This is a genomic window from Chitinophagales bacterium, from assembly GCA_013816805.1.
Classification (GTDB): Bacteria; Bacteroidota; Bacteroidia; order Chitinophagales; family UBA10324; genus MGR-bin340.
On sequence record JACDDS010000027.1, the window covers coordinates 1 to 11,261 of the forward strand.

An 11,261-nucleotide genomic window follows, 5' to 3' on the forward strand; every position below is an offset into this window, starting at 1 on the left:
GCAGTCCTAATTTTGTTTTTACTAACTTGATTTCAGTTTTCATTTCTGACAGTTTAGGGGTTAATGAATTGTGTTAACTCAACTCTAAGTTAATCCCTGTCTGTCAGATTAAATGTTAGCTTTTACAGGTTAGAGGCATTCAGCGATGGAGTTTTTTCCATTGCCATTACACATTACACTTTTAGTTTTGGAATTGATTCAGTTTCTCCACCCGCAAAATAGTGTAAGCTTATTTACATCCATTTTCCAGAATTGGGAACCTCTGCTGGCTTTTACAATTGGCTTTATTACTATTCTGATCTGCTGGATAAACCATCATCACGCTTTTAATTATATCTATAGAGTAGATAGTAAATTTATGTGGATCAATGGGTTTTTATTATTCATGGTAACCTTAACCCCTTTCCCGACAGCTATTCTTGCTGAATTCCTCGCAACGGAAGGCAAAAGTGCATTAGCTCTTTTTGGTTTTAATTACTTTTTAATCGCTATTGCAGCATACAGTATTTGCGCATATGCGTACAGTAAAAATCTTATAGACGAAGACGCAGAAAATTTTTTAATTGTATTAAATTAACATACGGATATGGTATCATTTATACCCTATTTGCCTTTTTGATCTGTCTTATTTCTATCCCCGCTGTAATAATTCTATACCTGATCCTGTTTTGTGTATTTGCATTTCCTAAAGAAGTTGCAACAAAGATTTTAAATAAAAATTCGGAAGGAAATAAAAAATCATAAGCTGAATTAATAAAAGACTAAATGCAGGATCGCTCAATTGCTTGCTAACTGAATGGCTTAATTGCTACATATCTGCATCTAAAAGTTATTTGCTGAAATCGCTATCAGCAACACTTGCTTCACATTAGTGACTTAACTTTAAGCAGATCCAATATATAAATTAGTTTGACTCACCAGTCAAAATTCACGATTGTATCCTTCACGTCAGCATACTTTTCTGTTGATTGCAATAGTATTTTAAAACGTGTTTTACCTGAGTGATTAAACGCCAAAAACTTAAAAATAAAAACCAATAACTATGTACGATCTTCCCTATTACAAAGAAAAGAATGAACATGTAGTTAAACAATTTATAGACGAGCATCCATTTGCTTTTTTAACAGGATGCGATGCAGAAAACAAGCCTGTTGCAACACAAGTACCAGTATTTATCGAACAAGAAGGTACAAAACAAATATTAAGAGGCCATATAATGAAAAATACGGACCACCATAAGGCATTTTTGCATAATCCAAATGTGCTTGTGGTTTTCACCGGTGATCACACTTATGTAAGCGGTACCTGGTACAGCAACCCTCATACCGCTTCTACATGGAACTATATGAGTGTGCATGCAAAAGGCATCATTCGGTTTTTAGACGACCAGGCATTAGCCGATGTTCTTAGAAAAACTTCGCTGCATTTTGAAGGTTACAATAAGCAATCGGCAACGGTTTTTGATAATCTACCGGAAGAGTTCAGGCAAAAGATAATGAAAGCGATTGTTGCTTTTGAAATTGATGTTACAGAGTTGAGCAATGTTTTTAAATTAAGCCAGGACAGGGATGCGGAAAGCTATGAACATATTAAAGAGAAGCTTACTCAGCAAGGCGGAAGTGCGAAGGTGATTGCAGAAGAAATGGAAAAGAGAACAAAGGAATTATTTCCAGAAGATACTAAGTGAGATACTGTAATTTCTTCTTAAACAAGTTTCATTTCACATCACGCCGCATAATGGATTCCGGAAATAGAATTTAATTCTGAAAATGAGCAGCCTGTAACAGTCACGATTGAAACTCAAACAGAAAATATGGAAGTACATAAACATCCACACCATGTGATACACAAAAAGAAATGGGTTGAATACCTGCTAGAGTTCTTTATGCTGTTCCTGGCTGTTTTTCTTGGTTTTCTTGCAGAAAATCAGCGGGAGAATAATGTAGAACATAATAGGGAAAAACAATATATACAATCTTTTGTTGAAGACCTCGACGCTGATAATGATTACCTGCAGGAAACGTTAATCAGCTTTAACAATAAAAAAAAGATAGCCGACTCCCTTATCATGTTGCTTGGCAGTGCTACTAAAAATGAAGGTATTAATGATATTTACTTTTACTTCCGTAATATAGTACGCTATCGCCCTTTTAATGTAAATGATCGAACTATTGTTCAATTAAGAAATGCAGGCGGTATGCGGCTTATTTTAAATAAGAGCGTTTCCGATAGCATGGTAAGTTATTATAGAGATGTAGATAACATTAAATATTTGGATGGTCTATTAATTGAACGTATAAGCGAGTTGTCAAATACAACCGATAAACTATTAGATGGGATTGATTATGGTAAACTTACTGATACAACAAACAATGTTATATTGAGAATAAAAGAGCCAATGAAACTTAGAAACACTGATGATGAAACTATTAATACCGCTATCATAAGTGTGCAAAGAATAAAAAACATTAGCATCCTTATTAAACTGGCTGTTATCAAATTAAAAGAAAAAGCAAATATCACAAGGCACTTTATTCTGAAACAATATCATTTGGAAATGAGTGATGAATAAACCACTTATACATCAGAATTAGGCAACCTTTTTAAGGGCACATTAGAAATAATCGCAGCAAGCAGAATTCAACTTACCTAATACATCTTCCTTTAGGCAGCAATGAATTAACTTTTAAAACATGGACGACTCCCCTATTAATAAAACCCAGGTAGTTATTGCCGGTGCCGGCTGCACATATTCATACGCCGGCTGGAGGGCAAGGTATGAACACAGGTATACAGGATGCTTATAACCTGGCATGGAAACTTGCTTATATGATAAGAGGCGAGGTGAATGCTGAAGTTTTAAACACTTATAATACAGAACGCACACAAAATGCAAAGCATCTGCTCGAAACAACGGATCGAATTCTTGATATAATGTCGGGGGTTAATCGCTTTTGGAATACATTGCGGCTAACCTTTTTCCCTCTATTTCTCACTGTGGTTTCCAAAAGCAAGCTTGTACGGCGACAAATTTTTCCTTTACTATCTCAGATCGGAATTGCTTACCCTGATAGTTACCTTACCTCTGAAAGCTCCATTGGCAAAGTGAAAGCAGGAGATCGCATGCATTATTTTATTTTTTCTGATCGCAAACAAATATTCAGCTATTTATCCGAACCTGTTTTTAAGTTGCTGTATTTTGGAAGCAAGCATATGAATAGGGAATTGTTTAATGATGCAGGGATTAAAATGACTCTTCACTCATTCAATGAAATTCCTGCCACGGTATTTGGAAATGCTGCTGAATTCTATGTCCTATTGCGGCCTGACAATTACGTTTCATACATCGGTAAAGACATTGTAAAATGCAGGGATGCAATACGCAAGCTATTATTGTGAATTGCGAAATAAGAATTAAGCTTTAATTACGCCTTTCATCTCTATCTTCAGTTTTTGAAAGTGTAACCGAATCAAATACTTTATAAAAAATTAAGAATTATAAAAATGGCAAAAAACGTTTCAACAATAAAGATTAATGCCACCAGGCAAAGGGTTTGGGATATTCTTACACAACCTGTATATGTTAAGCTTTGGCAATATGGTAGTGACCTGGTAACAAACTGGGCAGTCGGTAGTGACATAAGATTCAGAACAGAGTGGGAAGGTAAAATATTCGAACAGTGGGGGAAAGTACTAGCATTTAAGCCGGAGAATGTTTTACAATATAGTCTGTATGCACCGCGCCCAGGTCTGGAGGACAAGCCTGAAAATTATAGTATTATGAACTACGTCCTTACAGAAGAAAACGGGCTGGTTAAACTTCAGATTATTCAGGAAGATAACAGGCCCAACGCAGTTCAGGAGGAACCTCAGAACGAAAACCCGGTTTTGAATTCATTAAAACAGATTGCAGAAACAGAGCCATAGTATTTATTGTACAGTTAGCTGGACTACAAATTTCAACCATTGAGGTAATTACTGCATTCTTTTGAACAACAAATCCTTAAAATAATCCGAAATAATCTATTAGATGAATAAGCTGTAAAGACACTCTTATGGTTTTATATAAACTCTTTCCATCAGTCTTTTTATTTCTTGCATCATTAATATTTGTTGATTCTGCCTACTCACAGGAAAATAAAATAGCCGCAACCACTCCGGAATTATACAACCAAATAGCATATATGGACAGCGCATTATTTACAGCATTCAATGCGCAAAATATGGGTGCATTAAAATCCTACTTCACAGAAGACCTGGAATGGTTCCAGGATAACGGCGGTTTACTCTCTTATGAAACTGTTTTTGAAAATTTTGCAACCACTTTTAAAAAACCATTCAGGCTTACGCGTGAATTAGTGCAAGGTAGCCTGGAAGTACATCCTGTTAAGAATTATGGTGCTATAGAGATCGGGGTACATCGGTTTCGACATCTGGAAAACGGGAAAGAGGAGATTGGAATTTTTAAATTTCTTATGATTTGGCAGAACAAGAATGGACTTTGGAAAATATCTAGAGTGATAAGCTACGATCATTAATTATGAACATGAATTTGAATTGTAAAGAAAAAAATTACCTGTACAGCAATGGCATTTTATGATTTACAAAAACAGGATAGAGCAAGCATAGCCGGTAAAATCAGCAATCAGATTCTGCAGAAATTGCAAGGCCAGCAGTTTATATTAACAGAAAAATACTTTTCAGATGAAGCCACTTACATTCGGAAAACTGCTACATATCCGTCCCTACAACAAATATTCGGCTTCTTTTGCAGTTTAGTATTCTTACAGAAGGCTTTTATACATTCCGAATAAATATTAATTTTGATTAGTTATACTTTGGAAAATGTATCGGTAATTTTAAAGTATTTGCTGCCTGGGCAAATTCAGGAACTATTACAAGAATCATTTGTGTAAAATTTAAAACTTTTACTTATGCCTAAATATGTAATTGAGCGCGAAATTCCCGGTGCAGGTAAACTATCTGCTGAAGAATTAAAAAATATTTCACAAATTTCCTGTGGAGTATTAAATAATATGGGACCGCAAATTCAGTGGGTACAAAGCTATGTGACAGATGATAAGATATATTGCATCTATGTTGCGCCAAATGAACAAATGGTCCGCGAGCATGCAAAACAAGGTGGATTTCCTGCAAATTCAGTAAGTAAGGTAGCTGCTATTATAGAACCAATAACTGCGGAATAATTCTTATTTCTCCCGAAATCAATCACTTTTGAAAACAGTGGTTGTACTATTGTTATGGCTGAAGGTTTAAGTCAATAGCACTGCCACAACCCGTTTGGCACATACTTTAAGCACAAAAAATGTTGTATAAGCTTTCGTTAATTGCTACGACTTTCTCTCTATTTTCGCGGATTAAATTTCCGTAATGCTCTTTAGAAACCTTACTGCGATCTTTATTTTTTTTAATATCCATTATTTATTTGCACAGGATAGTACCCTCCTCATTTGCGGGCCAATGCTCGGATATGTACAACACCGTGAGGCGCTGATATGGCTGGAGACTACACCAGCTGTTAAAAAAATTCAAATAAAATATTTTCAGGAAGAGGCCCCGGCATCAATTAATACAATTACATATGATGGCAGATTAGGGGAGCGCTATAATCCCGTTAAAATCATATTGCCCTTTCTGGATATGAACACACGGTATCAATATGAAATTTATCTTAATGACAAAAAGCAAGTTTTCACCTTTCCTCTTACATTTAAAACAAAGATGGTTTGGGAATTCAGGCAGCCCGCTCCCGATTTTTCTTTTTTGTTTGGATCCTGCGCATATATTAATGATGCCCTTTATGACAGGCCGGGTGAACCTTATGGGCGCGATCCGGGAATCTTCGATACCATGGCATGTGTACCCTCAGATTTTATGATCTGGCTTGGCGATAACATGTATACCCGTGAGGCAGATAATACATCGCGGTCCGGGCTGTACTATCGGTATACACACGATCGGAAAATACCTCAGTTGAGAAGACTTCTGGCCTCACGTCCTAATTACGCAACGTGGGATGACCATGATTACGGACCAAATGATATTGGCTCCTGTTATGAATTAAAGGATGTTTCCTTGCAGGCATTTAAAGATTTCTGGGGAAATGAAACATATGGAGAAAGCGATAATCCTGGTGTGTATACCCATTTTAATTACATTGATTGTGACTTTTTTTTAACAGACGATCGCTTTTACCGGTCAGATGACAAGATGAACGATTCAAGTGCAGCCAAACATTATCTTGGTAACCGGCAGCTTGAGTGGCTGGAAAATTCACTTCTTTACTCAAAAGCAACATTTAAATTTATATGCAGTGGAAGCCAGGTGTTAAACCCCTTAAATGATTTTGAATCGTGGCGACATTATCAGAAAGAATTTGATGGCCTGCTTAAGTTTATCAGGGAAAATAAAATAAACGGAGTCGTATTTTTAAGCGGCGACCGCCATATATCCGAAATTATTAAAGTGCAGCCAGATGGCTTCTATCCACTGTTCGATATAACGGGCTCGGCTTTTACTTCACGCTTCAATCCAAAATTTACCCAAGGAAAAGAAGCGAATAATGCCTTCCGGGTAGTGCCTAAAGCTGTGCTGGATCAGAATTTTATTAAAATAACAGTAACGGGAGCGCGTAATAATCGCATTGCTTCGGTGTCTGCTATTACGGTTGATAATATGCAAGCCTGGAACTACGAGATTCATCAGTCAGATATTACTTATAAATAAGAATGCTAAATCCATCCTGATTATTAAGTTTTTGGCAATCAGATAATTTGCATAATTTTGTTTTTGTGCCTGCCTGATTGTCCGGAATGCCGGTTCCGCTTTGTTTCTTACTCATTTCTTAAACCAATACCTTTTATTTTATGTATCAGAATACTAAGATGGTGTGCAAAGTGGGTTTCCATGGTATTCTGTACTGTTTAATTTTTTTTTAATGATTGAATCATCTTAAACTAATTCAAACAATGAAAAAACTTTATACAATTCTCTTTTCTGTTATCTTCCTTCTTTCTTTTAGCTTTTCCTCTTTTTCCCAGGATGTTACTTCAGACAGTCTTTCAGTAGTAATGTCTTTTGACAGCACTGATAATTCAACCGTAAGCACCCAGCTAAATTCTATTGTAATTATAGATGATGATGAGCTGCTTGGCCTTAGTATTAATCCCAATCCATATAAACTTGTAACGACTATTAAAATGTCAGTTAGTACGACCCTGCAGGTGAATCTTCAGCTTCTTGACATGATGGGTAACCTGATAACCGTTATTTACACTGGTGAACTGACGGCGGGTGATCATACCATTTCTTACGACGGTTCCAATTTAAATCCGGGTCTTTATTACCTCAAACTGATTGGAGACAATAAATGGGTTACTGAGCAAATGATACGGCTGTAAATGATTTTTATACCCTGGTGAATGGTAATCTTGTACTCTATAATCAAGATGAATTCATTCAGGGGTTACGAGGTAATACATGGCGGTAGTAAAAAAATCACGGAGATACGGGATGGAAGCCACCACGCTATTTTGCTTCGAAACCTTCCAGCCAAATTTGTATTTATAGATTGGATTGATTAAATAAAACGTGCGATTGTCGATCCGGCACTTAAGTATGGAAAGAATTTTTTCAAACCTTTCAATCGAAATGCCGGTCTGTTTTATTTCCATCAACTCATTGATGACCGGACCTGATTCACCTCCCCACCGTAGTACTTTTTTATACAGCGCTTCAGGAAATAAATGCATATAGGGGATTTTAGATAACCACTTATTCTTGCAAAGCTGCTGGTGACCACCAAAAGCCATGTACCAGGGCGGAAAGCCAAAAAAAATTTTCCCTCCTGGCTTTAAATAACCCTTAAGCTGATGTATTAGTTTTTCCTGATCAAAAATATGCTCAATTACATCTTTTAAAATAATAAGGTCAAAACTTCCCTCAAATTCCTTTTTAAATGAGGGGTCGTAGATGTTTTTAATAATAATTACAGCGCGGTCTTGTTCAATCTCATCACGCAGAAACTGTTGTGCAAGCCCGGCACGGGTGGGGCTGAGCTCCACACCTACCCCATTGCAGCCTTTTTCAATAAATGCTTTCAACACGCCGCCTTCTGCACAACCTATTTCTATCACACGCATTCCCTTTTGCAGGGGTAAAATTTTTTCAATGAATGGGATTACATAATCAATAGCATTTTGGTATTGATAGCTGAAATATTTTTTTTTATCGCGATGAAATTCGTACATGAATGGGGCACTTAAACCAGAAAGGACTGGTTTTAATTCTGAAAAAATAGAAGTGTATTAATTCAATAGCTAAATCTTATGAAAGCTTCTGATATGCTTTGATCCATCGCTCCGGTACTTCTTCACGAAGCGCCGTCTGGTAATCAGTATAAGAACACGGAATCATAAATGATTTTTTCCGGTTACGCAATTCTCCTCCGGCAGGTACTTCCATCCACCAGTGATCAGTTTTTTTACTTTTCCAGAAATTCATTTCATACTTATTCTCCTTAAATTGTATAGTATACTTCATATAATCAGGTTCCTCATGTTTCGGGAAATCGTTTTTCCTGTTATAGAATCCATCTATGAAATACCAGATGATATCGGCAGCAAGCTGTACACTCTGATCGCGCACATCTACAGTTGGGTTGCAGCCATATATTCCAAAAGAGTCTACCTGATCGCTTTGACCGGCAAACCGGGCCAGCTGGCAAACCTCTTCAGCGAACAATCCATTAGGTGTTGTATTCCTGTTTCCAGGGGCATCAGCATACCGTATCGCTGACATATCAAGAGAAAAAAGATTAGTATCACGAAGCACGGGTTCCATTTCATTTAAATCCATCTTTACTTTGCCAAGCCGGTAACTTTCGAAATTAAGATGATTCATTATCTCTATGGCGTGCTGCGATGTAAGGTGCGTTTGGTAAGCAACCAGGTTCACATTAAAAATAAAAGAGGGTTGATATTGAAATATCTGCATCAGGAAACTCTCATCATCAATATCATGATGATCTTCTTTTAAATCAATCATACTGTCGATAATAGAAATATTGATCATGCGGTTCAGATCATAATATGCACCGAATTGGCCGAACGTAAGATCATGGCTCCCTCCTATAATTACTGGAATAATTCTCATTCGAAGCAATTCATTTACCACCCGGCTCAAGGCTATATAGGTATCACGTATAGTCTCTCCTTTCTCAATATTTCCTGCATCAGATATCTTTATTTCATAATTTGGTTTTGAAAGCGCAAATAGTTGTTTCCTTATTTCATCCGGCGCCAGTGCACAGCCATTGTTTTTAACAGAAGCGCGATCCTCCTTAACACCAACCAGAGCTATGTCAATTCCTTCCGAATCACCTGCAACCATAGCACCATGCAATATGTGAGTGCCTAATTGAAAAGGATTATAGTTTTCCCTGGAATACAATTCTTCATTGGCATTTCTTAAGAATTCTTCAAGCATCCTGCGTTTTTTAAAGGAAGTAAAAATAGATATTGAAAAAGAATGAAAGGCAAAACTTTATGGTACCAGCGATTATTCACGCGTTACAGCTTTCAGCTATCAAAAACTGAAGACGATGTTTATACTTTTAATTGTCGGCTTTTGATGTCTGAATCTGAAAGTTATTGACCAGCGAACCATTAAGCAACAGCAAATTTGTCTCCGCTGATTTTCTACCCCTTGTCGGCGTCCTCGCCGACCATTCAAATGATCCGTTAACTTTAGGAATGTTTTTCTTTACTGCAACAATCAATAGCTGGAAGCTTGTTTTTAATGACGTTTATAAAAAGATTGTTACAGATTCTTTACAATGGCTTCAAGATACTAAACGCGCCAGAATTCATGGCTTTATCGTTATGCCCAACCATATTCATCTGTTATGGTCTCCATATCCATATTATGATGTTGCCAAAATTGAAAATATGCTGTTAAGCTTTACAGCACATGCATTTAAAAAGCAATTGGCACTAAATGATCCCGGAATGCTCAATGAATATGTTTCAACACAACATGACAGAAAGTATCATTTTTGGGAGAGACGGTCCCGCACTATTGAAGTGATGAGCCGGGCTATTGTACTGCAGAAATTAGATTACATGCATTTAAATCCAATATCCGGGAGATGGTGCCTGGTTTCGCTGCCCGAGCAATACAATTTTTCCTCAGCGCGATTCTATTTATTGAATGAGAAGAGTTTCCCTTTCTTATCGATTACATTGATTATATTTAAGTGAATCAAATGATGGTCGGCGAGGACGCCGACCATGGACAAACAAGTAAATGGTCTTCTTCCTGCCGCGAGGAAGAACCGAACGTACAAACTGATGAACCTGAGAGGACTTTGGAACGAAGGTACTTCCTGCACAAATATGTCACCCGGGATGAATAAGCAAATTGGGTCTTTATTTTATAGCACCATGTCACCATTAGATCCTAATGGAAGCTATACCTATACCATTCAGTTGCAAAATGCTTGCGGTGTTTCAAGCTGTGCTACCAGATCATTTACCACCGGCCCCCCACCAAATAATTGCCAAATGAGTCCGCTTGCCAGAGGCTTATCAGACTCATCTTTTTTAACTGATCAAAATTTATTTGATATCTTTTCCAGTGATGGAAAAAATTTTAAGGTTAACTTATCACCTTCTATTAATAGACTTAATGGCTTTACTCTTTGTATAATATACAACACACTGGGCAAGGTAGTAAAAGTCATTCGCTTGCAACCTGGTGAAAATTTGGAATTTTTTGCCATTGTTGGTCTTGGTTGATGTATAAGTGTTTGGCAGACCAACAACCTTTGTGCTGGATTTTAATATCGCTTTATGCTTCCTTGCTATGTGTGATGAAATCCCATCCACTGTTATTCAAAATATAAAACGACGCAGATGAAAAGCGATAATCTTCGGGATACATTGCCAATCGCCAACGGTTGTTGCAGGGTTATTGTGGATGTACTCTAACTTCTGCCACATAATTCTTTCAGTAAACAATTCTACTGCTAATGGATTTCTTTCCCATACCTGATAGATTCTGTCTGCTGCGTCAACCTTCAAATGATATAACAGTGAGTTTCTATTTCTTTTTAAGTCTTCAATAATTACCTGTGCTGTATATTTCATAAATCGCTGTCTAATTTTAGAAGGATCTGTTGCAGTAAAGAAATAAAGTTTACCACCTTGCATTTTAGTGTCAAGGTAAATGTTTTATAGAAG

Annotated in this window: 14 protein-coding genes; 11 read left to right on the forward strand and 3 right to left on the reverse strand. The window is 37.0% G+C overall.

Going from position 1 to position 11,261, the window contains the following annotated elements; translation table 11 throughout:
- Nucleotides 1–187 precede the first annotated feature (187 nt).
- The 9 genes from H0W62_15145 (at nucleotide 188) to H0W62_15185 (ending at nucleotide 7,421) form a co-directional block, all read left to right on the forward strand.
- Entirely contained in the window at nucleotides 188–577 is a 390-nt protein-coding gene (locus H0W62_15145; protein ID MBA3649853.1) for a DUF1211 domain-containing protein, read from the forward strand.
- A gap of 465 nt (nucleotides 578–1,042) precedes the next feature.
- The gene (locus tag H0W62_15150; protein MBA3649854.1) at nucleotides 1,043–1,687 is read left to right on the forward strand and encodes an FMN-binding negative transcriptional regulator; all 645 of its coding nucleotides are present in this window, start codon (nucleotides 1,043–1,045) and stop codon (nucleotides 1,685–1,687) included.
- Between the two features lie 126 nt (nucleotides 1,688–1,813).
- A complete protein-coding gene (locus H0W62_15155) occupies nucleotides 1,814–2,572 on the forward strand; it encodes a hypothetical protein (GenBank protein MBA3649855.1) in 759 nt (252 codons plus the stop codon).
- A gap of 158 nt (nucleotides 2,573–2,730) precedes the next feature.
- A complete protein-coding gene (locus H0W62_15160) occupies nucleotides 2,731–3,399 on the forward strand; it encodes an FAD-dependent monooxygenase (GenBank protein ID MBA3649856.1) in 669 nt (222 codons plus the stop codon).
- A 105-nt stretch (nucleotides 3,400–3,504) separates the two neighbouring features.
- Nucleotides 3,505–3,927 (forward strand): SRPBCC domain-containing protein, encoded by a 423-nt coding sequence (locus H0W62_15165; GenBank protein ID MBA3649857.1) that lies wholly within the window; start codon nucleotides 3,505–3,507, stop codon nucleotides 3,925–3,927.
- A gap of 128 nt (nucleotides 3,928–4,055) precedes the next feature.
- Complete coding sequence (locus H0W62_15170) at nucleotides 4,056–4,538, forward strand: nuclear transport factor 2 family protein (GenBank protein MBA3649858.1); 483 nt, start codon at nucleotides 4,056–4,058, stop codon at nucleotides 4,536–4,538.
- Between the two features lie 396 nt (nucleotides 4,539–4,934).
- Entirely contained in the window at nucleotides 4,935–5,207 is a 273-nt protein-coding gene (locus H0W62_15175) for a DUF4242 domain-containing protein (GenBank protein MBA3649859.1), read from the forward strand.
- A gap of 184 nt (nucleotides 5,208–5,391) precedes the next feature.
- Complete coding sequence (locus H0W62_15180) at nucleotides 5,392–6,747, forward strand: alkaline phosphatase family protein (GenBank protein ID MBA3649860.1); 1,356 nt, start codon at nucleotides 5,392–5,394, stop codon at nucleotides 6,745–6,747.
- A 242-nt stretch (nucleotides 6,748–6,989) separates the two neighbouring features.
- A complete protein-coding gene (locus H0W62_15185; protein MBA3649861.1) occupies nucleotides 6,990–7,421 on the forward strand; it encodes a T9SS type A sorting domain-containing protein in 432 nt (143 codons plus the stop codon).
- 54 nt (nucleotides 7,422–7,475) lie between these two features.
- Here the strand turns inward: H0W62_15185 and H0W62_15190 are convergent, their stop codons facing one another.
- Together H0W62_15190 and H0W62_15195 are read right to left on the reverse strand one after the other, a co-directional pair.
- Nucleotides 7,476–8,270 (reverse strand): class I SAM-dependent methyltransferase, encoded by a 795-nt coding sequence (locus tag H0W62_15190; GenBank protein ID MBA3649862.1) that lies wholly within the window; start codon nucleotides 8,268–8,270, stop codon nucleotides 7,476–7,478.
- A 76-nt stretch (nucleotides 8,271–8,346) separates the two neighbouring features.
- Nucleotides 8,347–9,507: a formimidoylglutamase gene (locus tag H0W62_15195; GenBank protein MBA3649863.1), complete on the reverse strand. Its 1,161-nt coding sequence runs from the start codon at nucleotides 9,505–9,507 to the stop codon at nucleotides 8,347–8,349.
- A gap of 164 nt (nucleotides 9,508–9,671) precedes the next feature.
- On the opposite strand from H0W62_15195, the gene H0W62_15200 reads away from it, so the two are divergent.
- Both H0W62_15200 and H0W62_15205 read left to right on the forward strand, forming a co-directional pair.
- Nucleotides 9,672–10,280, forward strand: a complete 609-nt coding sequence (locus tag H0W62_15200) for a transposase (protein ID MBA3649864.1) — start codon at nucleotides 9,672–9,674, stop codon at nucleotides 10,278–10,280.
- Between the two features lie 30 nt (nucleotides 10,281–10,310).
- Nucleotides 10,311–10,817, forward strand: a complete 507-nt coding sequence (locus H0W62_15205) for a hypothetical protein (protein MBA3649865.1) — start codon at nucleotides 10,311–10,313, stop codon at nucleotides 10,815–10,817.
- Between the two features lie 96 nt (nucleotides 10,818–10,913).
- Here H0W62_15205 and H0W62_15210 read toward each other — a convergent pair whose 3' ends face one another.
- Nucleotides 10,914–11,168, reverse strand: a complete 255-nt coding sequence (locus tag H0W62_15210; protein ID MBA3649866.1) for a hypothetical protein — start codon at nucleotides 11,166–11,168, stop codon at nucleotides 10,914–10,916.
- Nucleotides 11,169–11,261 lie beyond the last annotated feature (93 nt).

Coding starts and splice junctions, on each gene's coding strand:
- H0W62_15185 (MBA3649861.1), top strand. CDS start 6,990: ATGAAAAAACTTTATACAATTCTCTTTTCTGTTATCTTCCTTCTTTCT.
- H0W62_15180 (MBA3649860.1), top strand. CDS start 5,392: ATGCTCTTTAGAAACCTTACTGCGATCTTTATTTTTTTTAATATCCAT.
- H0W62_15195 (MBA3649863.1), bottom strand. CDS start 9,507: ATGCTTGAAGAATTCTTAAGAAATGCCAATGAAGAATTGTATTCCAGG.
- H0W62_15170 (MBA3649858.1), top strand. CDS start 4,056: ATGGTTTTATATAAACTCTTTCCATCAGTCTTTTTATTTCTTGCATCA.
- H0W62_15150 (MBA3649854.1), top strand. CDS start 1,043: ATGTACGATCTTCCCTATTACAAAGAAAAGAATGAACATGTAGTTAAA.
- H0W62_15210 (MBA3649866.1), bottom strand. CDS start 11,168: ATGAAATATACAGCACAGGTAATTATTGAAGACTTAAAAAGAAATAGA.
- H0W62_15190 (MBA3649862.1), bottom strand. CDS start 8,270: ATGTACGAATTTCATCGCGATAAAAAAAAATATTTCAGCTATCAATAC.
- H0W62_15155 (MBA3649855.1), top strand. CDS start 1,814: ATGGAAGTACATAAACATCCACACCATGTGATACACAAAAAGAAATGG.
- H0W62_15165 (MBA3649857.1), top strand. CDS start 3,505: ATGGCAAAAAACGTTTCAACAATAAAGATTAATGCCACCAGGCAAAGG.
- H0W62_15205 (MBA3649865.1), top strand. CDS start 10,311: ATGGACAAACAAGTAAATGGTCTTCTTCCTGCCGCGAGGAAGAACCGA.
- H0W62_15175 (MBA3649859.1), top strand. CDS start 4,935: ATGCCTAAATATGTAATTGAGCGCGAAATTCCCGGTGCAGGTAAACTA.